A 26,224-nucleotide genomic window follows, 5' to 3' on the forward strand; every position below is an offset into this window, starting at 1 on the left:
TCAACTTTTATATGATACCAAGTTTTCTAGCCCTTGTCAAGATAAAAAGTTATTTTTTTGAAAAGTTTCTGCTCATTAACCAACCGTTTCGATTTTCCAACTATCTAACCCCTTAAAGCGTATAGCTCCTTGATGGTCAGTTCTATAAACTTTGCTATTGATACCTTCCAGTCGTGTCAAGGTTTCCTGATGGGGTAGTTTGGTTCGATTGTTCTTTCCAACTGAGATGAGAGTCATCTCTGGTTTGAGCTGTTCTAAAAAGGCTGAACTTGATAATTTTTTAGATCCATGTTGGCCAACTTTCAAAACATCCACCTCTAGGTCAGGATATTGCTTTAGAAGATCCTTCTCTCCTTTCTCCTCCAAATTTCCTGTGAAAAGAAAGTGCTTATCCAAGAGTTTTCCATACAGAACTAGAGAATCTTCATGACCTCCATCTCCAATTTTCCTTGGAGATAAGACTTCTAACTGACTTCCAAAAATTGGAAGGTTCTCTCCTGTTGTCACACTGCGCACCTTGGTTTGAGTTGCCTGTAGTTCTGCTACAAATTCCTTCTGTTTCAAACTGCCTTTGGACACTAAAATTTCGCCTACATGGAAAGCCTTGGTCATCTCCAACAAATCTCCAACATGCTCCTTATCTGTATTGGTCAAAATTAGCTGGTCAATCTTGGCTACTCCTCGACTTTTGAGATAGGGAATCAAGGTTCGCTGTGCATTGCTGGTCGTCGCCTTTTCTTGCCATTTTTCGATTTTCTTATCAGATTCTGCCTTGCCACCTACATCTATGAGAATGGTCTTCCCAGTTACATCCCTTAGGAAAATACTTTCCCCTTGCCCAACATCCAGCATGGTAATTTCATTTTCCAGTGGATGCTTGGTCAGGAGAAAGAGACTTGTAATCAATAAGCTCAATACCGTTAGTCTTTTAATGTTTTTCCTCAAATCATAGACCAAAGCCAGGGAAATTAATAATAAGATTAAAAGCCATGCATTGGGTTGTCCAAAGACTAGAGGTCTACTCGCCACCTGTGACACCAAGCGAATCATCCCTTCCAACCATTCAAAAATAAAATTTAGCTGAATGACTGGATAGAGAAAGGAAAAGACAAATAAGATAGACAAGAGCGGTAAGAAGACCAAGTCAAAAAGAAAGGAAAAGACAAAGGTCAAAAGGATGGACCAAGGCTGAAATTCTGCAAAATAGAAGGATAAAATAGGTAGTATGCCCAAGGAAATGACTAGACTTTCTCTAGCAATAGCCTTAAGCCCCTCATCTTCTTTGCTGGTCATGGTCAAGATAAAAGCATAGGCGCAGGACAAGACACCTCCTGCTGTTAAGAAAAAGTTGGACATGACGATAAAGAGAACAAGTACAGTAAGGGCAAAATTATCTAAGCCATTATAGCCATGCTGAGCCAATAGTTTTTGCAAAAGACTACGAATGACCGATGCTGAAAATCCTGTCAGGCCTGCATAGATCAGGGAAAAGGGATAAGTCAGCCATTTCAACGTTTCTTGGGTCAAGCCCAATCGCAAAAGTAGTTTCTTAAATCCATCCATGAAAAAGCCTACCTGCATACCCGACAAGGCAAAAAGATGGATAATTCCTAGACTGGAATAAAGCTCATTCATCTCCTCAAAGTCGGTGTCCAGATGTCCCAGCAAGAGCCCTGTCATGTAGTTGCGCATAGGGTCTGGAAAGTGCGTCTTAATCCAAACTACAGTCTTTCGACGTAAACTGGACAGGTTTTCACCTATATCCCAACTGCCAACCTTTTGAAGTGACTGGATTTTTTTGATATTGAGTATCTGGTAAATCCCTTGGGTTTTCAGATAAGCTTTGTAGTCAAAACCACCAAAATTTCTCTGCCCTTCTGGCTCCGAAAGCTTCCCTTCTAGTTCTATATTATAAAGGTCTGTCAAGGTTTGAAATTGCTCTTTCTCCTCCTCTGTCTGGAGTTTATAATAAACTTGAAAAATACTTCCATCAGACTTGCCACGAAAGGATAGACTGTCACCATTAACCTTAATAGTATCAGGCAAAATCCGTACCCTTTCAACAGAATCCGCCAAATTTTGACTCGCTTGACTCTGTTGCCAATTTTGAAACAGAAACCAGAAACCAAAGATTCCACAAATCACTAGAACTCTGCCTGCTGATTTCCAAGGAAATTGAATAAAGAGACAAACTAGCAGAAAAACAAAGCCTAGCAGTGCGAGATAGGACGCTCCAAAAATGGCGTAGTAAAGCCAGAGTAATAAAAAGCTCAGATAGATTAGGGGGATAGGGAAATTCTTAATCCACTGTGACATAGTCTTTTAACTTTTCTATGGTCTTAGCGCCAATACCAGAGACCTTCTTTAATTCATCTACTGACTTGAATTTGCCATTTGTCTCACGATGATCGATAATATCCTGGGCTCGTTTTCCTCCCAAGCCTTTGACCTTCTTGAGTTCTTCCAGACTAGCTTTATTTAGGTTGACCTTCTTATCTTTACTTGTCGAAGGAGGCGTTCCAGAGGCAGTCTGCTGACTAGCCGCTTCTTCTCCCTTAGTTGGAACATAGACAAGAGCCTCGTCACTGACTTTCTGAGCGAGATTGAGCGACTTACTATCTGCATCCTCTGTCAATCCACCAGCTTTCTGAACGGCATCATGAACCCGACTACCTACTGGCAAATCATAAATCCCTGGCGATTTAACAGCACCTTTGACATCTACCGTAATCAAATCTTGTTCAAGAGATTCGTCCTTTTCTTCCTTCTTGACTTCTTTTTCAGACGATGAATCCTTTGAAACAGCTGCAACTTCAGCCTGTAAATTTGTTTCTGTGACGGATTTTTGTGTAGATGGTTTTAGCAAGAAAAATCCGCCCAAGGCCAAACCCAAACCAGCACAGATGACAATGATTTTATACTCTTTGATTTTCTCGATAATTGCTTCCATATTTTCTCCTCTCTTAGATTATTCGTAAGAGGAAGAAAAAACAGCTGAAAAATATTTTCAACTGCTTACTTATTTGCAAAATAGTCTTCCTTAGTCAAGACATAATGAACCCTTGTGATAATTCGACCTGGTTCTTTATTATCCATTCTGGCATAGGGTTCTTCGTGGGAAAAGCGCATACCTGATTTCTCCATGACCTTTCCTGATGCGGGATTGTCTTTGTCATGAAGGGCGGTCAACTTGTTCATTCCAATCTTCTCAAAAGCCAGCTCAATCACGGCCCGATTTGCTTCTGTCGTCAATCCTTGATTCCAATACTTTTTATTGATAATGTAGCCAATAGCTGCTTTTTTGAGAATGTGGTCAATCTTGTGCAAGTCAATGGTTCCAATAAACTGGCCAGTGCTTTTTAGTTCGATTCCCCACCGTCCCAAGGGACTAGCCAAGTAAAACTGAGCAATGTTATTCTTGGTTTCTTCCAAGCTTTGATTGGTTGGAAAAGTGTAACGCGTATTTTCTCTGTCCGAGGCATACTCAAACATTTCTTCCGCATCATCCAAGGTTACAGGTCTAAGCAATAAACGCTCTGTTTCCACTATTAGATACTGAGCTAGTTTTAAAAAGATTGATTCCATACTTCTCCTCCATTTAAAAATATTTTCTACCAGTCTAGCATAAAAAAGAAGTGATAACAAATTTTTCTTGCTTTTTAAAGCGGTTTCATATAGAATAAAATCATCACCTTATTTTATAGATAATTGTGATAAATCATTTACAGCCCGTCAATAGAAAGGGAGTTTTTCTCTATGTTAATCGGAATTCCAAAAGAAATTAAGAATAATGAAAACCGTGTCGCCCTCACACCTGCTGGTGTCCACAGCTTAGTCGGTCGTGGTCATCGCGTCCTTATCGAAACAAATGCTGGTCTCGGTTCTGGCTTTACTGATGCTGACTATCAAAAGCAAGGAGCTGAGATTGTCGCTACTGCTAGTGAAGCTTGGGCCGCAGAGTTAGTCGTGAAAGTAAAAGAACCATTAGCTTCTGAATATGGGTACTTGCGTGACGACCTGCTTCTCTTTACCTACTTACACATGGCCGCAGCGCCTGAATTAGCAGATGCTATGCTAGTAGCAAAAACAACAGGGATTGCCTATGAAACTGTCCGTGATTCCCAAGGTCAGTTACCACTCCTCGTACCTATGAGTGAGGTTGCAGGCCGTATGGCAGTCCAAATCGGTGCTCATTTCCTAACTAAGCAAGCAGGAGGTTCTGGCGTTCTACTGGGTGGTGTACCGGGTGTACCTAAAGGGAAAGTAACCATCATCGGTGGCGGTGTCGTAGGGACCCATGCTGCCCGCATCGCTTTAGGATTGGGAGCGCAAGTGACCATCCTTGATATTAGTGCTAAACGTCTCTCCGTTTTAGAGGAGGTCTTTGGTCATCAAATTCAAACCCTTATGTCCAATTCGCTCAACATCGAAGCCAGTGTGAGAGATGCGGATGTGGTGATCGGAGCGGTTCTCATCCCAGGTGCCAAAGCACCAAAATTGGTGACAGATGAGATGGTCAAGCAAATGCGTCCAGGCTCTGTCATTGTGGACGTTGCCGTTGACCAAGGTGGCGTTATCGAAACGGCTGACCGTGTGACCACGCACGATGAGCCTGTTTATGAAAAACACGGTGTTCTCCACTATGCCGTTGCTAATATTCCTGGTGCGGTTGCTCGCACTTCAACCATCGCCCTAACCAATGTCACTCTTCCTTATATCGAAGCTTTGGCTGGCAAAGGATTCGCACAAGCAATTGCTGAAGATGAGGGCTTGCGTCAAGGTGTGACCACTTATCAAGGTTACTTAACTAGCCTACCAGTTGCTCAAGGACTCGATAAAAAACATACTCCAATTGATGAACTAGTATAAAAATCTAATTATCAGATAAAAGAAAGAGCAATTCCACCTGAACTGCTCTTTTTTGCTATTCTGTTTCTTCTTGGACTTCTTCACGCTCTTCATTTTTAACTGGAGCTGGTTCATAAGCTCGGATAATCTGAGCGACAACTGGATGGCGAACCACATCCTTAGCTGAAAAATGAACAAAGTCAATCTGGTGAATGTTCTTGAGCTTTTCTTGGGCATCAATCAAACCGGACTTGACGTTACGCGGAAGATCAATCTGACTGATATCTCCATTGACAATCATCTTAGAATTAAAGCCTAAACGAGTCAAAAACATCTTCATCTGCATGATAGTCGTATTTTGCGCCTCATCAAGAATGACAAAGGCATCATCCAAGGTTCGTCCACGCATGTAGGCAAGAGGTGCAATCTCGATAATTTCACGTTCCATGAGACGAGTTGTTTGGTCTTTGCCCAGAATCTGATACAAGGCATCATAAACAGGTCGAAGGTAAGGATCTACCTTCTCCTTAAGATCACCCGGAAGAAATCCAAGACTCTCACCAGCTTCCACTGCTGGACGAGTTAGGATAATTCGCTTGACCTGCCCGCGTTTAAGGGCTGTCACTGCCAAGGTAACTGCAAGAAAGGTCTTCCCAGTCCCTGCAGGTCCGATTCCAAAGGTCACATCATGCTGTTTGACACTGTCCACATAAAGTTTTTGACCCAAGGTTTTGACACGGATAGGCTTCCCAGTATTATCCTTGATGATTTCTTCTTCGTAAAGGGCGACAAACTTGTCGATTTCATCGTTTTTGACCATGCTAATTGCAGTCACCACATCTGGCGTCCCAACCGTCATCCCACGATTCACCAAAACCATCAAGGCTTGGATAACCTGACGGGCTTCCTCACATGCAGCTTCTTCTCCCAAAACCTGCACAATCTCCGTACGAGCATGAATCACAACATCAAGCTCTTCTTCCATCAAACGAAGATGGCGTTCATTGGAACCAAAAAGATGAAACAGGTCATCTGGATGACTCAGTTGAATGTCTATTGAATGTTCCTTCAAATAAAGAACCTCTCTAATCCTTTTATTTCTTTTTATTATAACAAAGGGGTGGAGAAATTACTAGCCCAAACCCAGTGAATAAATGCTAGTGTTCTAAGTATTCTTGCCAGATAGCGTCAAAGTCTCCTAGGTTAAAAGAGAAACTGGCATGCTCCTCCAAAAAGCGACTCACCTCATCAAAATCATCTGTGTGTTTTGGAAAGGCTGATTCTTCAAAAGCGAGGTCTGCCAAAATGGCTTTAGGGCTGTTACTTTTAGGATTGCGCTCAGTCATGAGCCAAGTGTAAAATGATTTTCTCAATTCTTTCTCCTATCAAGACTTTTTTTGATGAAACTTTTCTGATTTTTAAAAATTACTGGACTTAGCCTCTGAAACGTAGTGGTTTATAAAATCCGTTTTCGCATCAGTATAGGCGTCTCGATTGTGTTCAAATTTTTTCCACAAACTGAGTTTTAATTCCTGATACGCTTGGGCAATATCTGAATGCTGGCAGAGATAATCTCTAAAATAAATCTCGTCATGATCTCCCGTCATTCGCAAATGTAAATGAAAAACTTTCTCAGCAAATCCCTGCTCTGTATATCCTTTATTTAGCGAAATCCTATTAGGACTCTCCGACATCACTAACCAACCATTCTTCACCAATAAATCCCTAACTCTTGCTAAATCCTCTATTCTACCTACTTCTAGCAGAATATCAACGATATTTTTGGCCCAAATATTAGGGATAGCAGTGCTACCGATATGTTCTATTCTTTTAATAACATTTGCACCCAATATTTTTTTAAGACTTGTTTTCTCCAATTCATACCAGTCTTTCCACTCTGACTTGTGCTCTACTAGAAAAATAGGAAAAAGTTGCCAGAGTTCCTCTAAACTCATTTCTTCAAGTTTCTTTTTCATGTCTATAAGGCCTAGATCAACTCTGTACCAAACTGGTCTTGCTTGATTTTGCCAGACTTCATCAAGCCACCGAGTGCTTTCTTGAACTGACCTTTAGAAATGCCAAATGTTGCTTTGATGTCGTCTGGAGATGACTTATCATTTAAGGTCATGAAACCGCCATTGCTTTCCAAGTAGGTCAAAATCATCTGGGCATCATTTTCCAACATCTCAAAGGAACGTGGTTTGAGGGAGAGGTTCAACGTGCGGTCCACTTCACGAAAACCAATGACACGCGCATCTAATACTTGCCCCAAACGTGGCTCTGCGTAACGCTCGCTAGGATGGATAAAGCCAAGCATGTTATTTTCTGGCAGGTAAACAAAAGTTCCTGACAGCTTGAGACGGTATACAATGGCTGGCCAATTTTGGTTCTGCATGTTGTTGTAGGCAGGACGAGCCAGACGTTGGAAATCTTCTTGATAAGCCAAGAGACCCCAGATACGGTCTTTCTTGTCCACTTCAAGACGGATGTAAAGTTGGTCGCCCTTCTTAGGCCAAAGTTCCTTAAGCTCAGGGAGGATATCGAGTGACACAACGATTTCCTTGTCAGGAAGGCCTGTATCCACAAAGACACCCAAGTCTTTACGAACTTCCGTTACAGTTCCCCAACCAAATTGGTCCTGAGTTGCAGTCACTTCTAGAGTGGTCAAGCGGAGTTTTTGCTTCATATCCGTGTAGGCAAAACCTTTAACCGTATCCCCAACTGTATGTTGACCTTCTTCCTTGGCAAGAGCATAGGTCTGGCCATCCTTTTGCACAAAGTAAAAACGGTCGTTTTCATCGATGATGAGTCCAACGATAAAACTTGCAAGATTTGTATTCATATTTCCTTCTTTCGAATAAAACTCAGCCAGCAATGCCAACTGAGTTTTCTGTTTATTTTTAGACTTCCAAAAGTTCTTTCTCTTTGTTGGCAGTCATGTCATCGATGTGTTTAACAGCATCGTCTGTTACTTTTTGAATGTCTTTTTCAAGAGTCTTCAATTCGTCTTCAGTGATTTCTTTTGCTTTTTCTTGTTTCTTAGCTTCATCCATAGCATCACGACGAATATTGCGGACAGCCACTTTAGCATTTTCTCCGACCTTCTTCACTTCTTTAGCAAGGTCACGACGAGTTTCTTCTGTGAGAGCAGGGATAACCAAACGAATAACAGAACCATCGTTAGCTGGTGTGATACCAAGATCAGAGGCATTCAAGGCACGTTCGATGTCTTTCAATGAAGACTTGTCAAATGGTGTCACCAACAAAACACGCGCTTCTGGAATCGTAATTGAAGCGATTTGGTTAAGAGGAGTTTCTACTCCATAGTATTCTACATGTACACGGTCAAGCAAGCTTGCATTGGCACGGCCAGCACGGATACCACCAAATTCACGAGCAAGTGATTGGTGAGACTGGGTCATTCTCTCTTTAGCTTTTTCAATAATTGCGTTAGCCATAATCTTTCTTATTCCTTTTCTTAGATATTATTTGAAACTGTTGTTCCGATATTTTCACCAAATACGACACGTTTGATGTTGCCTGGTTGGTTCATGTTGAAGACAACCAAGTCAATGTCGTTATCCATTGAGAGGGTTGAAGCTGTTGAGTCCATGATACGAAGACCTTTATTGATAACGTCACGGTGGGTCAATTCTTCAAACTTAACGGCTGTCTTGTCTTTCTTAGGATCGGCATTGTAAACACCATCGACACCGTTTTTAGCCATAAGAATAGCATCTGCTTCGATTTCAGCTGCACGAAGGGCCGCTGTTGTATCTGTTGAGAAGTAAGGTGAACCAATTCCGGCACCAAAGATAACGATACGGCCTTTTTCAAGATGACGAAGGGCACGTCCACGTACGTAAGGCTCTGCCACTTGTTGCATAGCAATAGCTGTTTGCACACGTGTATCAACCCCAACTTGTTGCAATGAATCTGCCATCACAAGAGCATTCATAACAGTCCCAAGCATTCCTGTGTAATCAGCCTGAACGCGGTCCATACCTGCTTCTGCTGCAGGTTCTCCACGCCAGAGATTTCCTCCACCGATAACAAGGGCAATTTCGATACCTAAGCTATGAACTTCTTGAATCTCTTTTGCGATTGTTTGAACTGTTTGGATATCAATCCCTACGCCACGTTCACCGGCAAGGGCTTCACCTGATAACTTGATTAAAATACGTTTATACTTGGGATTCGCCATTTTCACTCTCCTTTTTTTATCCTACCTATTTTATCACAATTTCTAAGATTTTTATAGTATCGTGAGCAATTCTTTCAAAAAAATTAGACTGTTAAAAATTCCTCTAAATCACTAAGGGCACGCTCAGCAATTTTTTCATAACGAGCCTTCTTATCACGAATACGCTCGCCTTCCAACTCCTTGATAATCCCAAAGTTGACATTCATCGGTTGGAAATGTTTGCTGTCCGCATGAGTGATGTAATGAGCTAAACTTCCAATCGCTGTTGTTTCTGGGAAAATCGCCTCACTTTCTCCCTTGAAAAGACGAGCAGCGTTAATTCCCGCAACCAAGCCTGAAGCAGCTGACTCAACATAGCCTTCCACACCCGTCATCTGACCAGCAAAGAAGAGATTTGGTTGTTTCTTAGAACGGTAAGTCTGCTCAAGAAGATTTGGTGAATCCATATAAGAATTGCGGTGCATGACCCCATAACGGACAAACTCAGCATTTTCAAGACCAGGAATCATTTGGAAGACTCGTTTTTGTTCTCCCCATTTGAGGTGGGTCTGGAAACCGACGATATTGTAGAGGCTACCAGCCGCATTGTCCTGGCGAAGCTGCACAACCGCGTACGGTGTTTTAAATTCGCCATCACGAGGTCCAGTATAGTCGTCTGGATACTCCAGACCGACTGGTTTCATAGGACCATAAAGCATAGTTTTAATGCCACGTTTGGCCATAACTTCGATAGGCATACAACCTTCAAAGTACTTTTCTTTTTCGAAAGAATTGAGCGGTGCTTCTTCCGCATTAACCAAGGCTTCATGGAAATCCATAAACTCTTGCTTGGTCATGGGAGCGTTGAGATAAGCGGCTTCTCCCTTATCATAACGAGACTTGAGATAGACCTTGCTCATATCGATGGTGTTGACGTCGATAATAGGGGCTGCCGCATCGTAGAAATAGAAACCATCGCCGTCATTAAGGGCATGAATCTTTTCAGCTAGAGCATCGCTGGTCAAAGGACCAGTAGCGACAACCGTAATAACATCTGTCGGCAATTCTGTAATTTCATCACGAACCACTTCAATCAAAGGGTGGTTGGCAACTTTTTCAGTCACCATCTGTGAGAAACCATCTCGGTCCACGGCAAGAGCACCACCTGCAGGAACACGTGTAGCCTCAGCAGATTCCAAAATAACAGAACCCAAGCGACGCATTTCTTCCTTGAGAAGACCAACTGCATTTGTCAAAGCATCCCCACGAAGGGAATTAGAACAAACTAACTCAGCAAAATTGTCTGTTTTGTGCTGGGGTGTTGACTTGACACCACGCATTTCATAAAGTTTAACTGGAATACCACGCTCTGCGATTTGGTAGGCTGCTTCAGAACCTGCCAAACCAGCACCGATAACATTGATATAAGATTGAGACACGACACTAATACCTCTTTGGGAGTGTGAAAACAAATTTCACATTGAAAAAGCCAATCGGACTTATGAGCTTTCGAGTTTCTTGGCTCAGGCTGAAAAAGTCCACAGGACTTACTTCACTCTCGAGTTTCTTGGCTCAGGCTGAAAAAGTCCCCCGGACTTTTTCACTCCCACAAATCTTTCTAATTTTTTCTTCTACTAGTATAACAAAAAAAGGGAAGAAGGCAAACTTCCCTGTTTAGTCATTTTCTTGATTTTCTTCCCATTCATGGTAGGCAGCGTAGAGCTGGCTTTTATTCCACTGGTAGAGTTTCGCAACTTCCTTTATGGCATGATTTTTCTTCACCCCTTGTTGAATGCGGGCTTGGATTTCTAAGAACAAGTCCTCCTCGTCTTTTTCCTCCACATCCTGACTGGCACCTTCAACGATGAGAAGGCATTCGCCCTTGAGTGGCGTTTCAGCGATGCTTTCCAGCAATTCAGAAATGGTACCTCTTTGGTATTCTTCATAGATTTTGGTCAATTCTCTAACCAAGACCACCGAGCGGTCGCCATAAACTGCTAGCATATTTTCCAACGTATCTGCTACACGATGAGGGGATTCATAGAAAATCTGAGTTTCAGGATAGTCTTTTTTCGAGTCGAAAAACTGCTTTTGCTGGCCTGATTTTCTCGGTAAAAAGCCGTAAAAGATATGTGGCTGTGGCGCTAAACCACTGGCAATCAAGGCAGAAATTCCTGCAGAGGCACCTGGAACAGTGACAACTGCAATTTCTTCCTCAATAGCTGCCTTAACCAAATCATGACCAGGGTCTGAGATACTAGGCAGACCCGCGTCGGATACCTGAGCAATACTTTGCCCTACTTTCAGGAAACTAATCAAATCAGGAATCTTTTCCTTGGCATTGTGCTCATGAAAACTGATCTGCTTGGTCGAAATGTCAAAATGCTTGAGCAAAAGTCCTGTATTGCGCGTGTCCTCAGCAGCAATCCAGTCCACCTCTTTCAAGGTCTGAATAGCTCGAAAGGTCATATCATCTAAATTGCCAATCGGCGTTGCCACTAGGTACAGCTTGCCGTAGGGAGACTGCCCCTTAAAACTTTTTTGAATCTGCATGCCTACTCCCTGTATAACAACTCATCACAGAACATACATTCTTCGTCCTGCTCTCGACGTTGTCCATAAAAATCATTACAAACGTGAAATCCATCCCGGTAAATGCGACGGACACTTTCACGAACATGCTTAGCCTTGACAGGAGCATCTGCTTCCACCTCACCTAAGCGTTCGCGCAACTTACTATTTTCCAAGCGAAGAGCTGTATTTTCCTCTACCAGGCTCTTGAGATTTTTCTTGATGGCTTCCACATCGGCCAAGGTTACCAATAACTGTTGGGAAAAATCATCTAGCGCGTCAAATAATTCTTTTTTGTCCATAAAACAGCCCTTTCCTTTCTTTATCATTCATTTTTGAGTTTATATTTCTTTCAAAGCCAGATATTCCATGGCATTTTGAAAGCTGACATTAGCTTGCCACATTTTTCTAGCTTCTAGCAAATCTTGTAAAATCACTCTTACTCTTGCTTGTAGTATATCTTGTCCACAGAGAACTTCAAGAATCCGTAAAACCTGATCTTGTTTTTCCTTATCATCTGCCAAGCTAGCTAGTTTGGCAACTTGCAAATAACTTTCTTTTTTATTAGCTACTAACCAAGTCAGCAGGCGTTCACTTTCATCGACCAATGTCCAAAAACTTGCCTGATTAGCCAACTTTTCTGCTTCAGCTCGCGATTGACTAAACTGGGCTAAGAGAGTCGCTTTTTTCTTGACCAGACCTGCTTGTTCTAATTGATGGATGAGTTTTTCTTCTTGCTTTTTAAAGTGGAAAATCTGGGTCCGACTTCGTATGGTCGGTAAAATCTTTTCTTCATCACTTGTCAAGAAGAAAATGTAAACCTCACTCTGGGGTTCTTCGATAACCTTGAGCAGAGAATTAGCTGCGTTGGGATGCATCTTCTCAGCTTGCTCGATAATAAATACCTGTTGCTGACTTTCAATCCCTGCTTGAGAAAACTGTCCCACCAATTCTCGAATCCGTTCTGTCTTGATGACCTGATTGACTGGCTTAATCAAGGTAACATCTGGAAACTCTTCTTGTTCAATCAGCTTGCAATTTCGACATTTCTCACATGGTAGAACGCCAACTTTATCCGTACAAAAGAGGCTCTTAGCCAAAAACTGTGCCATTTCCAAGCTTCCAAAGAAACCTGAAAAGAGGTAGGCATGATTGAGCTGGTCTTGTTCTAGGATACGGACAAAGCGGTCAAACTGATCTGGCTGCCAGGCCTTTAGTTGATCTTGTTTCATTTAGCTAATCCCATTCTATCAAACAAGACAGCCTTGGTAGTTTCCACAACTTGTTCCAAAGGGAGACTAGCATCAATCTTGACAATACGGTTTCCTTCTTTTTCCAGAAGAGATAGGTAGCCTCGACGGACTTTCTTGTGCAAGTCCAACCCTTCCAAGTCCAAACGATTGACCTCACGATTGCTATTAGCAGCAATGCGAGCCAGTCCTTCTTCCACCTCGATGTCAAAATAAAGAGTCAAGTCGGGTTTAAGGCCATCTGTCGCAAACTGATTGAGCCAATCAATGGCGTCAATATCCAAGCCACGACCAAATCCCTGATAGGCAACGGAACTATCGATGAAGCGGTCCATAATGACCAACTTGCCAGCTTCAAGGGCTGGAAGAACTTTTTCCACCAAGTGCTGTCTGCGACTAGCGATATAGAGCAAAAGCTCTGTTTTCGCATCCATCTGGGTATGACTTGGATCCAAAATTACTTCCCGAATCTTCTCCCCAATCAAGACTCCGCCAGGTTCACGGGTCGTCAACACCTCTACCCCTTTTTCCTCTAAAATTGGTAGCAGAGCCTCTAAAACACTAGTCTTGCCTGCTCCCTCTGGTCCCTCAAGAGAGACTAAAAATCCTTTTGACATGTCTAACTCATTTCTTTTTTACTACTTCTATTCTATCAAAAAAATAGGGGTTTGTGACAATCTTTTTGTCTTCTCATTTCATACTCAATGAAAATCAAAGAGCAAACTAGGAAGTTAGCCGCAGGTTGCTCAAAACATTGTTTTGAGGTTGCAGATGGAAGCTGACGCAGTTTGAAGAGATTTTCGAAGAGTATCAACCACCATAAAAGAGGCAGACACATCCACCTCTTATTTACCTAATTCTTGTGTTCGTTTATAGGCTTGATGAACTGCATCCATGACTGTTCCTCGAAAAGCATGCGCTTCTAAGCTTGCTACACCAGCGATAGTCGAACCGCCTGGGCTACAAACTTGGTCTTTCAAGACCCCAGGATGCTCTTGGGTTTCTAGGACCAATTGTCCAGCTCCTACCACAGTTTGAGCCGCCATTTTCAATGCCGTTTCTCGTGGCAATCCCGTCTGAACGCCCGCATCTGCCAAGGCCTCAATAAAGAGATAGACAAAGGCCGGTCCACAACCTGCAAGACCTGTCGCCGCATCGATTAAGCCTTCTCCCAGTTCAACCAAGAGACCTGCCTTGGCTAACAGCTGACAAAATAACTCACTGTCCTCAGCCTTGCAATTAGAAGACAAGGCATAACTAATCACTCCTTGTCCGATAGAAGCAGGGGTATTTGGCATCATACGAATAATTCTGTGTTGATTTGGAAGAAGACTAGCGAGTTTTTCTAAAGTCAATCCAGCTGCCATGGAAATCAAAAGAAGACTTGCTCGTTTTTCAAGGATGGTCTGGTATTGAGAAAGCAGTTCAGAAAACTGAGCAGGCTTCACTCCTAGAAAAATCACATCTGCTTCTGCAAAAATCTCTTCATTGCTGGAAGCCTGACCCCCAAAGTCTGCAATGAAAGCATCTACCTTGGCTTGGCTACGATTGGCAAGGAGAAGGTCATCGCCCGTCTTAGCCTGCAAGACAGCCTTGGCCAAACTAGCACCCATATTCCCCAAACCGATAAATCCAATCTTCATCTCTTACTCCCTTATCTGTCCGTCACCAGTAACCACATACTTGTAGCTAGTCAACTCCTTCAATCCCATGGGACCACGCGCGTGCAGTTTCTGAGTAGAAATCCCCATTTCACAACCAAGACCAAATTGGCCACCATCTGTGAAACGAGTTGAGGCATTGACATAAACCGCTGCAGAGTCCACTTGATCTGTAAAGTAAGCTGCAGCTTCAGCATTTTCCGTCACAATGGCATCCGAATGATGGGTACTGTGAGCCTCAATATGGGCAACCGCTTCTTCTAAACTGCTCACAACCTTAACAGCTAGAACATAGTCCAAAAACTCGGTATCAAAGTCTTGTGCTTCAGCTGCGTGACCTGAAACAAACTGGCTTGCTTTGCTATCAAGTCGGAATTGAATTGGTTCCAACCCAGCTTCTTTACGCTCTGCAACTAGAACTTGCTCTAAGCGAGGAAGGAAGCTTGCTGCTTTGTCTTCATGAACAAGTAGAACCTCCATGGCATTGCAGACAGAAGGACGACTGGTTTTGGCATTGTTGATGATAGAGAGAGCCTTGTCTTCGTCTGCGTCCTTATCCACATAGACATGGACAATCCCAGTCCCTGTCTCGATAACAGGTACAATCGCATTCTCAACCACCGCATTAATCAAGCCAGCTCCTCCACGAGGAATAAGGAGGTCTAGATGTCCCTTGGCCTTCATCATAGCATAGCTACTTTCACGTCTAGTATCTTCCACAAGTTGAATCACATCTGGGTGAATAGTAGTCGTTTCCAAGCCCTTCTTCAAGGCTGTGACAATAGCATGGGCAGTTTGATAGGCATCCTTACCACTACGAAGAACAACCGCATTTCCACTTTTAAGAGCTAAAGCAGCCGCATCAGACGTCACATTTGGACGGCTTTCATAGATAATACCAATAACCCCCATAGCCACTCGTTTCTTGGTGATAACCAAACCATTTTCAAGCTGATTGGTTTCTAAAACTTCACCGATTGGATCTGGTAAAGCAACCACTTCACGAATCCCAGTTGCCATCGCTTCTATACGACCTGCATCCAAATAAAGACGATCCAGCATCACATCTGAGATTTTATCTTTGGCCGCTTCCATATCGAGAGCATTGGCCGCTAAAATTTCCTCTGTAGCAGCCACTAAGTGATCAGCCATGGCTAGCAAGGCTTGGTTTTTTACCTCTTCACTAGCTGTGTTAATCGATTTTTTAACAGCCTGTACCTGTTCAAATTGTTCTTGTGTACTTACCATAGTTTACCTCTAAAATTCTGTAAAGAGTAGTTGGATTTCAGGAGTAATGGAAATCCAGTCGTCACGGTGAATCAAGACCCCCTTGGCTTTTTGAGAACGCAACATATCCTCCAAAGCAGATGCTCCAAATTGCACACGCCCTTTTCCAAGTGATTTTCCACTTTCCTTGTCAAATACTGTCACAATATCGCCGTAAGAAAAGGCGCCTTCTGCTTCAACGATACCAGATAAAAGAAGACTCTTTCCATGTTGAGAGAGAGCTTCTGCAGCCCCTTTATCAACCCAAATAGAACCTTGACTCTGAGCATAGAATGCAAGCCATTGTTTCTGGGTACGAAGTCCCTTCTCTTGAGCAACAAAGTAGGAACCATCCTTGGTCTCCTCAGCCGCCTCAATCATGGCATCTGACTTCAAGGATGAGCAGATATAAACAGGAACTCCTGATTCCGTCGCGATAGTTGCGGCTTTGATTTTGGTTAACATGCCACCTGTACCATTAGACGAACCAGCTCCACCGGCCATATCGATAATCTCACGATTGATGGTCTCGATTCGCTCCAAGCGTTTGGCTGTTGGATCTGAATTAGGATTTCCAGTATATAGACCGTCTACGTCTGTCAAGAGGACCAAAAGGTCTGCTTGAACCATGGCTGCTACCTGGGCACTTAGAGTGTCATTGTCCCCGACCTTGAGCTCATCAATGACGACACTGTCATTCTCGTTGATGATAGGAATCGCTCCACGGCTAAGTAGAACCGACAAAGCCTGATGGGCATTTTTATAACGGCGCTTATCCACAAAGTCATCCTGGGTCAGCAAGATTTGTGCAGAAACGATTTGGCGCAAGAGAAGATTGGTCGTGTATTCTTCCAACAAAAGGCCCTGTCCTACCGCTGCTGAAGCCTGCTTATCAGCAATCTTAGTCGGACGCTTTTTAAATCCTAAGGCCCCAAAACCAGCCGCAATGGCTCCCGACGACACCAAAATCAACTCATGACCCGCCTCGTGCAACATAGCCAACTGCTGGGTAATAGCCTTTACCTTACTACGTGATAAACTTCCATCCTCATTTGTCAGAGAAGAAGTCCCCACCTTAAAGACGATCCGTTTGTATTTCATAGTCTTACTCCGATTCTTCATATTTATCCATTATAACATGAATGGTAGGAAATAGAAAAGAGTTGATAGGAAAAAGAAGGCCCTAAAACCTTCTTTTTTACTACTGTTCTGATTCCGATTTGTTTGCACTCGTTTCAGAGCTTTGTGAAGTTGAAGAAGTCAAATCTTGACTAGTTGAAGAACTTGTAATACTTTCGTGTTGACTCGTTTCTTTATTTTCAAGATCTTTTTTCACTACTTCATTGGATTCTTTTATTTCTGAATGACTTGTGACTTTAGTTGTAACAGATTTCTCTACCGGAACATCCACTAACCAGGCACCACTTGAATCAACAGTATAGCCTTCTGGTGTCTTACCGTTCACAAGCAATTGACCATTTTCTTTCAAGAAGTACCATTTATCCTTGTCTTTAATCCAACCAACAGCTCGTGAACCATCTGTCTTGTAGAAATACCAAGCATTTGCCTTTTTAAGCCAACCTTGCTTCATAGCTCCTGAATCTTCTAGATAGTAATGATGACCAGCAACTTCTATCTCGCCTGTCTTCATGATACCAGTAGAATCCATATAGTACCAGGTTTCTTTATCTTTTACCCAACCCGTTTTCATTTCTCCTGATTGAGCAAAGTAATACCATTGCCCCTTATATTGAAGCCAACCTGTCTTCATAGATCCATCGTTTGATAAATAATAGTTCTGACTTCCAGTATTTACCCAACCAATTTCCATCTGATTTTCTTTGTTGAAATAATACCAGCTTCCATCGATTTTTTTCCAATTTTTAGCAGAAGCACCAGAGTCTGTCAAATAGAACCAACGATTGTTCCATTTTTTCCATTGATTCTGTAACAAGATACCCGTTTGGTTGAAGTAATACCACTCACCTTTGATTTCATTCCAACCTACTGCATATTCTCCTGTAGAATCAGGCGCTTGATACCACCAGTTTCCATATGCACTCTTATGCCAACCAGCTTGAAAACTTGGAATCGGCTTGTAGGAAGTTGAAATGTTTACTAAACCGTCTTTTCGAATATCAAAAACTGTCGCATCATAGTCTTTGCTGGCTGCGTTAATTCTCTCAATTCCACGTTCTTTGATCCAATTGACATACTCACTATCAACACCATTTTTCCAAGGTAGACTATCCGAAGTTTGAACAATCAAACTCGGACTCAAATTTCTGATGAAATCCTTGGTATTTGATTTGTTGGTATCATGGTGATGATTAAACTTCATCAAATCAACTTTTCCAATGAGAGGACCATACTTGTCTTCTGCTCCATGAACATTATCTAAGTCGCCCCCAAGGTAAATTTTCTTACCATTGACTTTCACCACGCTAATCAAGGAATTAGAATTATCATCCCAAATTTTCTTTAATTCACCCGACGAATCTGTTTCATTTTCATAATTATAGAGCTGAATATCCATGTCTCCAAACTGAAAATGAGCATCCCCTTGTGTGATGTTTTGAATCACTGAAACACCTTTTTCGGCGGCAGTCTGTAAAACCTTATCATAGCCATACAGATTATCCCATAGACGTTCAGAATTAGTAATACGATTATCACTATATTTTTTAAGATAAACTCGGTCAACTGGATAGGTAGACAGTAATTCATCAACATTTCCAATATGGTCACTGTGAGTATGAGTGACTAAAATAAAATCAAGTTTTTGAACACCCAATTCCTTCAAACGACGAAAGACACGGTCTGTTAGAACATGCTTATAAGACGTTTCAATTCCTTCTCTCCATGGATAGCGAGAATCACTTCCATCTGGGAAATCATAATCTTCTCCTGTATCCACCATGGCAAAATGTCCATTGCTTTCAAGAATAATCGCATCACTGCCACCTTCTTGAACATTGATAAAGTGGATTTTATTTCCTGAACTTTCTTGAGCTTGAACATTCCCATACCATGACAAACCTAAAAAAGCGCCTACAAGTGCTAAACTAGTTAATTTCTTTTTCATTCTTACCTCCTTAATTTCTCCAAGGTTTCCTTAAAAAGCTCTGGAATATCTGCTGTAAATTCCAAGGTCTCACCTGTTCTCGGATGGGTAAATCCTAGCGTCTTGGCATGAAGAAATTGTCCATGTCCTTTCAAAGTCTTGCGAGGACCATAGACTTCATCACCAGCGACTGGATGACCAATATAAGCCATGTGGACACGGATTTGGTGTGTACGCCCTGTCTCCAGTTGCAACTCCACTAAGCTATAATCACCAAAGCGTTCCAAGACGTGGAAACGGGTCACTGCAGGCTTCCCTTTAGCAGTCACAGCCTGTTTCTTACGGTCTTTTTCACTACGGCCAATCGGAGCTTCAATCACACCACGATCATTAGGCAGATTTCCATGAACAATCGCCCAATATTTGCGGAGAGACTTTTTATCCTTGAGTTCTTGGGCAAGTGCTAGATGCGCCTCATCGTTTTTAGCAATCATGAGAAGGCCTGATGTATCCTTATCAATACGATGAACAATTCCTGGGCGTAGAACCCCATTGATACCCGACAAGTCCTTAATATGATACATAAGGGCATTTACCAGAGTTCCACTAGTATGACCAGCACTCGGATGCACAACCATCCCCTGAGGTTTGTTAACGACGGCCACATCCTCATCTTGGTAGATGATTTCTAGCGGAAGATTTTCAGCCACATACTCTAAGACCTCTGGCTCCGGTACATGGTAAGTGACGATATCACCCTCTTGAACTGTGTATTTAGCTTTCTTGACTTGGCCATTGACCAAGACCTGGCCTGATTTGATTTGTTCATTCGCGAGACTGCGTGATAATTCTGTCAAATCCGACAAAGCCTTATCTAAACGCAAGCCACCACTTTCAATTTTAATTTCCATTTATTTCCTCTTTTAACATTGCAATCAATAAAATAATCACTCCAACAGTCAGATAGCTATCTGCCACATTGAAAATTGCAAAATTGATAAAGTCAAGGTGGAACATATCCACAACAAAGCCCTGACTAATCCTGTCAATAAAGTTTCCAAGACCACCTGCGATTATCAAGGTCAAACCCAAGACCATCCAGAATGAGTCCTCCATGTGTTTATGTAGATACCAAATGGCACCTACCATAACGACCAGTGTAATGATAGCAAATAACCACTGCTGGTCTTGTAGCATCGAAAAGGCTGCCCCTCGATTTTGCAGGTAGGTCAAACTAACGAAATTGGGAATCCAAGAACGAACTTCACCCAGTGGAATCTGTTGGACGATATAGGATTTAACTAACTGATCCAGCCCAATCAAAAGCAGTACAATGACTGCCACTATTGCTCTTTTTTTCATGATTTCCTCTTTTGATCAAAATATTCTTGCATGACTTCTACGAAAAGAGTCCCAGCTTGACAAAGCTCTACTTCTTCACGTTTAACATAGACCATGCGATTATCCAATTTATCCTTGAGACGAATAACTGTAATACCATTAACACTGTCACTATCTAAAAATCCAGAACCTGTCGCATAGGCGTCCGTCCGCTCCAAAATACCATTCAAGGTAGCACGGTCTGTCACATTAAACATCTGTGAACTAGCACTGGTATCGACAAAGTTCTCTGAATAATAAAGGTACTCGTCTTTCTCTTGAGTGAAACGAACCGTTGGTAGATCCGCTAAATCCTCCATGACCAATTCCTCTTTCTGAGCCAAAGGATGCCCCTCACGAAGATAAATATGGGTATGGAAGGGAATCAATTCAATGACCTCAAGGCCTAACTTTTCAACCCTTTGCATGATCCCCTTTTTATTTTGATTGTTGAGGTAGATAATCCCAATCTCACTGTGCCCCTGAGCTACTTCATCAAGTATTTGAACTGTAGTAGACTCAAAAATACGGAAATTTTTGTAATCAGGATAGCGCTCTGAAAAGGCAGTAATGGTTGGTGGCAAGAAGTCATAGTGCTGACTGGCAATGGAAAATTCATCCTTTTCTTCCTCAGGATTGGCATACTGATTTTGAAAAATATCAAATCCTTTAACCAATTCTTGCGCTTTTTCATAGAATTCCATACCACGACGGGTCAAGAAAGTCCCTGAGCTGGTCCGACGGAAAATCTTAAAACCCAACTCTTTTTCCAAATCACGAACAGAAATGGACAAACTGGGCTGACTGACATACATCTTCTCAGCAGCTTCACGGAAAGTACCGCTATTGGCAATGGCAACAACATAGCGTAATTGTTGAATGTTCATCTTCTACCCCCAACTTCTTTATCTTTTCATTATACCATATTTTAGAAGTTTTCCAAAAAGGAAAAAAGTCTGGAAATTTTCAAATTCCAATGAAGAGTCTAACAACCCAATACAAGAATTAGAATAATGTCTTTTTCAGTCCTCATTTTGGTTCAAACAAATAAAAACAGCAAATCTTGTTGATTTACCGTTTATAATATGTTGCAAGAAAAGCCTCTAACATTTTCTTTTGTCCTATAAATCAACTAGAAAAAAACTCTTTAATCCTATTGGCTATATCTGGACTTACTTGCCAAATACCAGCATAAGGTTGCTCAATATACTGTCTTTTCTTCTTAGTATATAGATAGACTACACTATCCTTTTCTTCATTCTGATGATAAAACTTGATAATGATATAATCTTTAACATTTGTCGGTTGATCATTTACACTCTCCAAAGAGGTAGATTTTGACTGTCTCTGTATCTCCTTAATCAATTTTGAAATTTCTTCTCTCTTGTTGATAGTTTTAATATCTTCAGAGGTTTTTTTCTGCAGAGAAATTACAGAAATAGTTTCAGGTTCAGGAAGAATAAGTTTTTTCTTACTGACACAAGCAGATAGAACAAGAAAAGAGATTGAACAGACTATCATGGTGATAAGCTTTTTCATACAGGTTCACTCCTTTCCATATTCCTGCTTACTTACTCAGATACAATTATAATATCAAATCTTAGCAATTTTTACAATATCTTATTCCCTTATAAAATTCATTATTGTAAAAGTTTTACATTCAACGTAAAATAAAGTAGCTGATAAATTCGCTTCTTACATTGGTTTTTAAAATATGGGTATCAGCATGGGTATCAAAACAAAAAAATAGGCTCTCCGAAAACTCGGAAAGCCTTATTTAATGCTACTTCTAGCTTCCTCGCCTTTATATTTTAAGGCTCGGGATAAAAAGGTTCACTGGACCTTTTTATTTAGCGATTGGGTAAACAGAAACCTGCTTTTTATCGCGTCCTTTACGTTCAAAGCGTACTACGCCTTCAACTTTAGCGAACAAAGTATCGTCTCCACCACGTCCAACGTTTACACCTGGGTAGATGTGTGTACCACGTTGACGGTAAAGGATTGATCCACCTGTTACAGTTTGTCCGTCAGCTGCTTTAGCTCCAAGACGTTTCGCTTGTGAATCACGTCCGTTTGATGTAGAACCTCCACCTTTTTTGTGGGCGAAAAGTTGCAAGTTGTTAAGAGTCATTTTTAACATAATGTTTTCCTCCGTGTTAGTTTTCTGTGATAACTCTGGTTTGGACGAACTCAGAAGAGTTCTCCGATAAGTTTGCCATACCTAAGAAAAATGATTCAAAGAATAACTGGGTCATTTCTCTCTGGTGTGAAGGAAGATCTTTTGGAATCTCAACCATCAGATAGCCACCTTCATCTTCGTTTAATTCTAGGATTGGTTCATAGCCTGCAAATTTCTCAATAGAATTGATAAAGTTAATGGCAAGCGTAGAAACCGATGCACACACGACATCTAAGCCGTATTCGCCACTCTCGGCGTGTCCAGTAATTTCCGCACTCCTCAGCTCGCCATCTTCGGCTCTCTCAAAGACTGCTTGTATCATGTGTTCTCCTTAAAATTAAGCGTTGATTGCGTTGATGACAACTTTTGTATATGGTTGACGGTGACCTTGTTTACGGTGGCTACCTTTTTTAGGTTTGTACTTGTAAGTAACAACTTTCTTTTGTTTTCCTTGTTTTTCAACAGTTCCAACTACAGTAGCTCCAGCAACAAGTGGAGTTCCGACAACAGTGTTTTCACCACCAACAAGAACAACTTCGTTAAAAGTAACTTCTTGACCAGCTTCAACGTTCAATTTTTCAACGTAAACTGCTTGACCAACTTCAACTTTAACTTGTTTTCCGCCAGTTTTGATAATTGCGTATGTGCTCATTATGCACCTCCTATGATTTTTATGGGTTTCCCCGAATTTTTTGTGAAGACTCGCCTAGCATCGTGGGACGAACCACTTAAACTTGAATAATCAAGCAACGATGTTCGTGCGGTTGCACAGGATCGTGCATAGTCAACTCTTCAAGTATAGCATATCTCCTATTTTCTTACAAGTAATAACACCTAAAATGAAGCTTTTTCTTTTACTTTTTTCTGCCAAGAGGCAAAAAGCATGCTGAGGTAAAAAATACTCATCATAATAGGAACACCAAGAATGGTCTTTTCATGATAGAAAATCGTCAAATAGGCTGAAAAGACAACGCCAAGGACAAAACTACTAAGCAGGCTAACAAAGATGAATCCTTCACGCAAAAAAGGTGTGTGCTTGGTTCGGAAATAATCTCCAAAAGCCAGCATGGTCCGTTTGATATTCCCTGTCATAAAAGCGTTATTATAGGCAATACCCGACACTTCTCCAAAAGCAGTTGTCACCAATCCCATACAGAAGGCCAAGGGCGGTACTAGATAGATATTATCTACAGTCTGCGGCACAAAACCAATAATGATTGATAAGATTGCTAAAGGAAGCAATGACAAAATTGGCTTTTTCACAATTCTCAATTTTTCCTTATAAATTGTTAATAGAAAGACTCCCATCATAAAAGCTAACAAGGTGAGAACCTTGTCCCTAACATCTGAAACATTATTTTGAATTAATTCTACTGAAAGAAAGACGACATTCCCAGTTTGTCCAGCTACAAGAGTATTCCCTCGCACAATAAACGTATAGGCATCTACATAACCTGCACAAAAAGTCAAAAAAAGCGCTAGCCTCTTAGACTGACGTGATATTTTTCTTATAGGTAATAACCTCATTTTCCCTCCCATTTCATTTACTTATCTCATTATTGTACCACTTTCTTTGGAAAAGACCTAGTAGCTTATTTGAAATTTTTTCCCCTCTGTTGGATAGTCCTGTCTATCTATGTTATAATGAAAGAAGGATTTGAAATTGGAAAAGGAGTAACTATGCTTAAATTAGGTGTCATCGGAACAGGGGCTATCAGCCACCACTTCATAGAGGCAGCCCATACCAGTGGAGAATACCAGTTGGTCGCAGTCTATTCTAGAAAACTAGAAACTGCAGCAACCTTTGCTTCTCGCTATCAAGATATCCAGCTCTTTGATCAATTAGAAGACTTAGTCAAGAGCTCCTTTGATGTGGTCTATATTGCCAGTCCAAACTCCTTGCATTTTGCTCAGACAAAGGCTGCCTTGTCTGCTGGTAAACATGTTATTCTTGAAAAGCCAGCTGTCACTCAACCACAAGAATGGCTGGATTTGATTCAAACAGCTGAAAAAAATCACTGTTTTATCTTCGAAGCAGCTCGTAATTACCATGAGAAAACTTTTACTACTATCAAAAACTTTTTAGCAGACAAACAAATTTTGGGAGCAGATTTCAACTATGCCAAGTATTCTTCCAAAATGCCTAACTTGTTGGCTGGGGAGATACCAAATGTCTTCTCAGATCGTTTTGCTGGTGGAGCGCTTATGGATTTGGGGATTTATCCTCTCTACGCTGCCGTTCGTCTCTTTGGAAAAGCTAAGGATGCAACCTATCAGGGGCAACAGCTTGACAATAGCATTGACCTAAATGGTGACGGAATCCTCTTCTACCCAGACTTTCAAGTTCACATCAAGGCTGGGAAAAACATCACTTCCAATCTTCCTTGTGAAATTCACACAACAGATGGAACCTTGACTCTCAACACGATCGAACATATCAGCTCGGCTATTTTTACCGACCACCAAGGCAATCAAATCCAACTCCCTATCCAACAGGCTCCTCATACGATGACTGAGGAAGTCGCTGCATTTGCACACATGATCCAGCAACCAGATCTGAATCTCTACCAAACTTGGCTGGAAGATGCAAGTTCAGTTCATGAGCTACTATATACTATGCGCCAGACTGCTGGCATTAGATTTGAGGCAGAAAAATGAAAACCAAACTACCGACTGAATGGCAAGAACTGAGTGACCAACTCGGTTTCCAAGAATTCACTCCCATTCAAACCCAACTATTTGAGCCCCTTCTTGCTGGAGAAAACCTCCTAGGAGTGAGCCCAACAGGAACTGGTAAGACCCTAGCTTACCTCCTACCAAGCCTTCTCAGACTACAAAAGAAAAAAGCGCAGCAACTCTTGATTCTAGCACCAAATACAGAACTAGCTGGACAGATTTTTGACGTATGTAAAACGTGGGCTGAAGCTATCGGCTTGACTGCTCAGCTCTTCCTATCAGGCTCAAGTCAGAAACGCCAGATTGAACGCCTAAAAAAAGGACCAGAAATTCTGATTGGAACTCCTGGCCGTATCTTTGAACTAATTAAATTGAAAAAAATCAAGATGATGAATGTGGAAACCATCATCCTGGATGAATTCGACCAATTGCTAGATGATTCTCAGATTCACTTTGTCGAGAAAATCACTCACTACGCACCTCGTGACCACCAACTCGTCTACATGAGTGCGACGACCAAGTTTGACCAAGAAAAGATTGCGCCTAACACACGTACCATTGATCTCTCTGACCAAAAATTGGACAACATCCAACATTTCTATATGCAGGTAGATCAACGTCACCGAGTGGATATGCTACGAAAACTAGCTCATGTTGAAGATTTCCGCGGTTTGGTCTTCTTTAACAGCCTATCAGACCTTGGAAGCGCAGAAGAAAAATTACAGTATCGTGATATCTTGGCTGTTTCTCTAGCTAGTGATGTCAATGTCAAATTTAGAAAAGTCATCTTAGAAAAGTTTAAAGACAAGCAACTAACCCTACTTCTCGCAACAGACCTTCTGGCTCGTGGAATTGATATCGATAGCCTCGAATGTGTCGTAAACTTTGATGTTCCTAGAGATAGCGAAACCTACACTCACCGTGCTGGCCGTACTGGTCGTATGGGGAAGGAAGGTTACGTTATCACTCTCGTCACTCATCCAGAAGAAATCAAAAAACTTAAGAAGTTTGCAAGTGTACGAGAAATTGTCCTAAAAAATCAAGAACTCTATGTAAAATAAAGCTCCGTTTGCTCTATGCCCATCAAGTGTATAGAGCTTTTTTATGTAAACAATTCTTCAATTTTAGTTCAATATCAGAAAAAAG

29 protein-coding genes, 1 pseudogene and 2 other annotated features (1 of these 32 only partly in view) are annotated in these 26,224 nt (G+C 41.6%); of the genes and pseudogenes, 4 read left to right on the plus strand and 26 right to left on the minus strand.

Annotated elements, in window-relative coordinates:
* Nucleotides 1-3: a sequence feature (ribosomal protein L20 leader region), on the minus strand; it reaches 129 nt to the left of the window's first position.
* 72 nt (nucleotides 4-75) lie between these two features.
* From ACLNCV_RS07695 to ACLNCV_RS07705, 3 genes are all read right to left on the minus strand, one after another.
* A complete protein-coding gene (locus ACLNCV_RS07695) occupies nucleotides 76-2,316 on the minus strand; it encodes a DNA internalization-related competence protein ComEC/Rec2 (RefSeq protein ID WP_424845061.1) in 2,241 nt (746 codons plus the stop codon).
* Entirely contained in the window at nucleotides 2,300-2,950 is a 651-nt protein-coding gene (locus tag ACLNCV_RS07700) for a helix-hairpin-helix domain-containing protein (protein ID WP_024057981.1), read from the minus strand. Before ACLNCV_RS07700 ends, ACLNCV_RS07695 begins: the two co-directional genes overlap by 17 nt.
* A 65-nt stretch (nucleotides 2,951-3,015) precedes the next feature.
* Entirely contained in the window at nucleotides 3,016-3,585 is a 570-nt protein-coding gene (locus ACLNCV_RS07705) for a GNAT family N-acetyltransferase (protein ID WP_024057980.1), read from the minus strand.
* Nucleotides 3,586-3,756: 171 nt separating this feature from the next.
* Here ACLNCV_RS07705 and ald point away from each other — a divergent pair, with 171 nt between their 5' ends.
* Nucleotides 3,757-4,869, plus strand: a complete 1,113-nt coding sequence (ald, locus tag ACLNCV_RS07710) for an alanine dehydrogenase (RefSeq protein WP_024057979.1) — start codon at nucleotides 3,757-3,759, stop codon at nucleotides 4,867-4,869.
* A gap of 55 nt (nucleotides 4,870-4,924) precedes the next feature.
* Here ald and ACLNCV_RS07715 read toward each other — a convergent pair whose 3' ends face one another.
* The 18 genes from ACLNCV_RS07715 to ACLNCV_RS07800 form a co-directional block, all read right to left on the minus strand.
* Nucleotides 4,925-5,920: a PhoH family protein gene (locus tag ACLNCV_RS07715; protein WP_000658173.1), complete on the minus strand. Its 996-nt coding sequence runs from the start codon at nucleotides 5,918-5,920 to the stop codon at nucleotides 4,925-4,927.
* Between the two features lie 85 nt (nucleotides 5,921-6,005).
* A complete protein-coding gene (locus tag ACLNCV_RS07720) occupies nucleotides 6,006-6,221 on the minus strand; it encodes a YozE family protein (protein WP_001232084.1) in 216 nt (71 codons plus the stop codon).
* Between the two features lie 45 nt (nucleotides 6,222-6,266).
* Nucleotides 6,267-6,824, minus strand: coding sequence for a GrpB family protein (locus ACLNCV_RS07725; RefSeq protein WP_125442782.1), 558 nt, complete (start codon nucleotides 6,822-6,824; stop codon nucleotides 6,267-6,269).
* A gap of 11 nt (nucleotides 6,825-6,835) precedes the next feature.
* Nucleotides 6,836-7,690, minus strand: a complete 855-nt coding sequence (cvfB, locus tag ACLNCV_RS07730) for an RNA-binding virulence regulatory protein CvfB (protein ID WP_261100082.1) — start codon at nucleotides 7,688-7,690, stop codon at nucleotides 6,836-6,838.
* 58 nt (nucleotides 7,691-7,748) lie between these two features.
* Complete coding sequence (gene frr / locus ACLNCV_RS07735; protein WP_001262225.1) at nucleotides 7,749-8,306, minus strand: ribosome recycling factor; 558 nt, start codon at nucleotides 8,304-8,306, stop codon at nucleotides 7,749-7,751.
* Nucleotides 8,307-8,326: 20 nt separating this feature from the next.
* A complete protein-coding gene (gene pyrH, locus ACLNCV_RS07740) occupies nucleotides 8,327-9,052 on the minus strand; it encodes a UMP kinase (RefSeq protein WP_000002995.1) in 726 nt (241 codons plus the stop codon).
* 83 nt (nucleotides 9,053-9,135) lie between these two features.
* Complete coding sequence (gene trmFO, locus ACLNCV_RS07745; protein ID WP_000083709.1) at nucleotides 9,136-10,470, minus strand: methylenetetrahydrofolate--tRNA-(uracil(54)-C(5))-methyltransferase (FADH(2)-oxidizing) TrmFO; 1,335 nt, start codon at nucleotides 10,468-10,470, stop codon at nucleotides 9,136-9,138.
* Between the two features lie 235 nt (nucleotides 10,471-10,705).
* Entirely contained in the window at nucleotides 10,706-11,584 is an 879-nt protein-coding gene (gene rsmI / locus ACLNCV_RS07750; protein WP_261056703.1) for a 16S rRNA (cytidine(1402)-2'-O)-methyltransferase, read from the minus strand.
* Between the two features lie 2 nt (nucleotides 11,585-11,586).
* Entirely contained in the window at nucleotides 11,587-11,904 is a 318-nt protein-coding gene (gene yabA / locus ACLNCV_RS07755; protein ID WP_000358228.1) for a DNA replication initiation control protein YabA, read from the minus strand.
* A 39-nt stretch (nucleotides 11,905-11,943) separates the two neighbouring features.
* Nucleotides 11,944-12,834, minus strand: a complete 891-nt coding sequence (locus ACLNCV_RS07760) for a DNA polymerase III subunit delta' (protein ID WP_261056704.1) — start codon at nucleotides 12,832-12,834, stop codon at nucleotides 11,944-11,946.
* Nucleotides 12,831-13,469: a dTMP kinase gene (gene tmk / locus ACLNCV_RS07765; protein WP_125454579.1), complete on the minus strand. Its 639-nt coding sequence runs from the start codon at nucleotides 13,467-13,469 to the stop codon at nucleotides 12,831-12,833. The genes ACLNCV_RS07760 and tmk overlap by 4 nt, the downstream gene beginning before the upstream one ends.
* A 228-nt stretch (nucleotides 13,470-13,697) precedes the next feature.
* A complete protein-coding gene (proC, locus tag ACLNCV_RS07770; protein ID WP_125454578.1) occupies nucleotides 13,698-14,495 on the minus strand; it encodes a pyrroline-5-carboxylate reductase in 798 nt (265 codons plus the stop codon).
* A 3-nt stretch (nucleotides 14,496-14,498) separates the two neighbouring features.
* Complete coding sequence (locus ACLNCV_RS07775; RefSeq protein ID WP_125454577.1) at nucleotides 14,499-15,761, minus strand: glutamate-5-semialdehyde dehydrogenase; 1,263 nt, start codon at nucleotides 15,759-15,761, stop codon at nucleotides 14,499-14,501.
* A 9-nt stretch (nucleotides 15,762-15,770) separates the two neighbouring features.
* A complete protein-coding gene (proB, locus tag ACLNCV_RS07780) occupies nucleotides 15,771-16,880 on the minus strand; it encodes a glutamate 5-kinase (protein WP_261041164.1) in 1,110 nt (369 codons plus the stop codon).
* Between the two features lie 100 nt (nucleotides 16,881-16,980).
* Complete coding sequence (cbpE, locus tag ACLNCV_RS07785; protein ID WP_424845062.1) at nucleotides 16,981-18,864, minus strand: phosphorylcholine esterase CbpE; 1,884 nt, start codon at nucleotides 18,862-18,864, stop codon at nucleotides 16,981-16,983.
* Between the two features lie 2 nt (nucleotides 18,865-18,866).
* On the minus strand, nucleotides 18,867-19,754 hold the full coding sequence (locus ACLNCV_RS07790; protein ID WP_424845063.1) for an RluA family pseudouridine synthase: 888 nt from the start codon (nucleotides 19,752-19,754) through the stop codon (nucleotides 18,867-18,869).
* The gene (gene lspA, locus ACLNCV_RS07795) at nucleotides 19,744-20,205 is read right to left on the minus strand and encodes a signal peptidase II (protein WP_261081658.1); all 462 of its coding nucleotides are present in this window, start codon (nucleotides 20,203-20,205) and stop codon (nucleotides 19,744-19,746) included. Before lspA ends, ACLNCV_RS07790 begins: the two co-directional genes overlap by 11 nt.
* Entirely contained in the window at nucleotides 20,202-21,110 is a 909-nt protein-coding gene (locus ACLNCV_RS07800) for a LysR family transcriptional regulator (protein WP_084951261.1), read from the minus strand. The genes lspA and ACLNCV_RS07800 overlap by 4 nt, the downstream gene beginning before the upstream one ends.
* Between ACLNCV_RS07800 and ACLNCV_RS07805 the strand changes: the two are divergent.
* Nucleotides 21,103-21,177: pseudogene (locus ACLNCV_RS07805) on the plus strand (AraC family transcriptional regulator); the annotation flags it as partial. The gene ACLNCV_RS07800 and the pseudogene ACLNCV_RS07805 overlap by 8 nt on opposite strands.
* Before the next feature lie 174 nt (nucleotides 21,178-21,351).
* Here the strand turns inward: ACLNCV_RS07805 and ACLNCV_RS07810 are convergent.
* From ACLNCV_RS07810 to ACLNCV_RS07830, 5 genes are all read right to left on the minus strand, one after another.
* The gene (locus ACLNCV_RS07810; RefSeq protein WP_049532957.1) at nucleotides 21,352-21,762 is read right to left on the minus strand and encodes a DUF5301 domain-containing protein; all 411 of its coding nucleotides are present in this window, start codon (nucleotides 21,760-21,762) and stop codon (nucleotides 21,352-21,354) included.
* Between the two features lie 307 nt (nucleotides 21,763-22,069).
* Nucleotides 22,070-22,363 carry a 50S ribosomal protein L27 gene (gene rpmA / locus ACLNCV_RS07815; protein ID WP_000916509.1) on the minus strand — a complete coding sequence of 98 codons (294 nt, stop codon included), beginning with the start codon at nucleotides 22,361-22,363 and terminating at the stop codon, nucleotides 22,070-22,072.
* Nucleotides 22,364-22,379: 16 nt separating this feature from the next.
* The gene (locus ACLNCV_RS07820) at nucleotides 22,380-22,724 is read right to left on the minus strand and encodes a ribosomal-processing cysteine protease Prp (protein ID WP_000613699.1); all 345 of its coding nucleotides are present in this window, start codon (nucleotides 22,722-22,724) and stop codon (nucleotides 22,380-22,382) included.
* Between the two features lie 15 nt (nucleotides 22,725-22,739).
* A complete protein-coding gene (gene rplU, locus ACLNCV_RS07825; protein WP_000109141.1) occupies nucleotides 22,740-23,054 on the minus strand; it encodes a 50S ribosomal protein L21 in 315 nt (104 codons plus the stop codon).
* A gap of 36 nt (nucleotides 23,055-23,090) precedes the next feature.
* Nucleotides 23,091-23,178, minus strand: a sequence feature (ribosomal protein L21 leader region).
* 58 nt (nucleotides 23,179-23,236) lie between these two features.
* Nucleotides 23,237-23,941, minus strand: coding sequence for a YoaK family protein (locus ACLNCV_RS07830; RefSeq protein ID WP_414305761.1), 705 nt, complete (start codon nucleotides 23,939-23,941; stop codon nucleotides 23,237-23,239).
* A 141-nt stretch (nucleotides 23,942-24,082) separates the two neighbouring features.
* On the opposite strand from ACLNCV_RS07830, the gene ACLNCV_RS07835 reads away from it, so the two are divergent.
* Both ACLNCV_RS07835 and ACLNCV_RS07840 read left to right on the plus strand, forming a co-directional pair.
* Entirely contained in the window at nucleotides 24,083-25,060 is a 978-nt protein-coding gene (locus ACLNCV_RS07835) for a Gfo/Idh/MocA family protein (protein WP_424845064.1), read from the plus strand.
* On the plus strand, nucleotides 25,057-26,139 hold the full coding sequence (locus ACLNCV_RS07840) for a DEAD/DEAH box helicase (protein WP_424845065.1): 1,083 nt from the start codon (nucleotides 25,057-25,059) through the stop codon (nucleotides 26,137-26,139). Before ACLNCV_RS07835 ends, ACLNCV_RS07840 begins: the two co-directional genes overlap by 4 nt.
* Nucleotides 26,140-26,224: the final 85 nt, after the last annotated feature.

Origin of the sequence: Streptococcus sp. CL5.50 (genome assembly GCF_049738015.1) — a bacterium.
In the GTDB taxonomy this organism is placed as follows: Bacteria; Bacillota; Bacilli; order Lactobacillales; family Streptococcaceae; genus Streptococcus; species Streptococcus mitis_CA.

Coding starts and splice junctions, on each gene's coding strand:
- ACLNCV_RS07695 (WP_424845061.1), bottom strand. CDS start 2,316: ATGTCACAGTGGATTAAGAATTTCCCTATCCCCCTAATCTATCTGAGC.
- ACLNCV_RS07700 (WP_024057981.1), bottom strand. CDS start 2,950: ATGGAAGCAATTATCGAGAAAATCAAAGAGTATAAAATCATTGTCATC.
- ACLNCV_RS07705 (WP_024057980.1), bottom strand. CDS start 3,585: ATGGAATCAATCTTTTTAAAACTAGCTCAGTATCTAATAGTGGAAACA.
- ald (WP_024057979.1), top strand. CDS start 3,757: ATGTTAATCGGAATTCCAAAAGAAATTAAGAATAATGAAAACCGTGTC.
- ACLNCV_RS07725 (WP_125442782.1), bottom strand. CDS start 6,824: ATGAAAAAGAAACTTGAAGAAATGAGTTTAGAGGAACTCTGGCAACTT.
- cvfB (WP_261100082.1), bottom strand. CDS start 7,690: ATGAATACAAATCTTGCAAGTTTTATCGTTGGACTCATCATCGATGAA.
- frr (WP_001262225.1), bottom strand. CDS start 8,306: ATGGCTAACGCAATTATTGAAAAAGCTAAAGAGAGAATGACCCAGTCT.
- pyrH (WP_000002995.1), bottom strand. CDS start 9,052: ATGGCGAATCCCAAGTATAAACGTATTTTAATCAAGTTATCAGGTGAA.
- rsmI (WP_261056703.1), bottom strand. CDS start 11,584: ATGCAGATTCAAAAAAGTTTTAAGGGGCAGTCTCCCTACGGCAAGCTG.
- yabA (WP_000358228.1), bottom strand. CDS start 11,904: ATGGACAAAAAAGAATTATTTGACGCGCTAGATGATTTTTCCCAACAG.
- ACLNCV_RS07760 (WP_261056704.1), bottom strand. CDS start 12,834: ATGAAACAAGATCAACTAAAGGCCTGGCAGCCAGATCAGTTTGACCGC.
- tmk (WP_125454579.1), bottom strand. CDS start 13,469: ATGTCAAAAGGATTTTTAGTCTCTCTTGAGGGACCAGAGGGAGCAGGC.
- proC (WP_125454578.1), bottom strand. CDS start 14,495: ATGAAGATTGGATTTATCGGTTTGGGGAATATGGGTGCTAGTTTGGCC.
- ACLNCV_RS07775 (WP_125454577.1), bottom strand. CDS start 15,761: ATGGTAAGTACACAAGAACAATTTGAACAGGTACAGGCTGTTAAAAAA.
- proB (WP_261041164.1), bottom strand. CDS start 16,880: ATGAAATACAAACGGATCGTCTTTAAGGTGGGGACTTCTTCTCTGACA.
- cbpE (WP_424845062.1), bottom strand. CDS start 18,864: ATGAAAAAGAAATTAACTAGTTTAGCACTTGTAGGCGCTTTTTTAGGT.
- ACLNCV_RS07790 (WP_424845063.1), bottom strand. CDS start 19,754: ATGGAAATTAAAATTGAAAGTGGTGGCTTGCGTTTAGATAAGGCTTTG.
- lspA (WP_261081658.1), bottom strand. CDS start 20,205: ATGAAAAAAAGAGCAATAGTGGCAGTCATTGTACTGCTTTTGATTGGG.
- ACLNCV_RS07800 (WP_084951261.1), bottom strand. CDS start 21,110: ATGAACATTCAACAATTACGCTATGTTGTTGCCATTGCCAATAGCGGT.
- ACLNCV_RS07810 (WP_049532957.1), bottom strand. CDS start 21,762: ATGAAAAAGCTTATCACCATGATAGTCTGTTCAATCTCTTTTCTTGTT.
- rpmA (WP_000916509.1), bottom strand. CDS start 22,363: ATGTTAAAAATGACTCTTAACAACTTGCAACTTTTCGCCCACAAAAAA.
- ACLNCV_RS07820 (WP_000613699.1), bottom strand. CDS start 22,724: ATGATACAAGCAGTCTTTGAGAGAGCCGAAGATGGCGAGCTGAGGAGT.
- rplU (WP_000109141.1), bottom strand. CDS start 23,054: ATGAGCACATACGCAATTATCAAAACTGGCGGAAAACAAGTTAAAGTT.
- ACLNCV_RS07830 (WP_414305761.1), bottom strand. CDS start 23,941: ATGGGAGGGAAAATGAGGTTATTACCTATAAGAAAAATATCACGTCAG.
- ACLNCV_RS07835 (WP_424845064.1), top strand. CDS start 24,083: ATGCTTAAATTAGGTGTCATCGGAACAGGGGCTATCAGCCACCACTTC.
- ACLNCV_RS07840 (WP_424845065.1), top strand. CDS start 25,057: ATGAAAACCAAACTACCGACTGAATGGCAAGAACTGAGTGACCAACTC.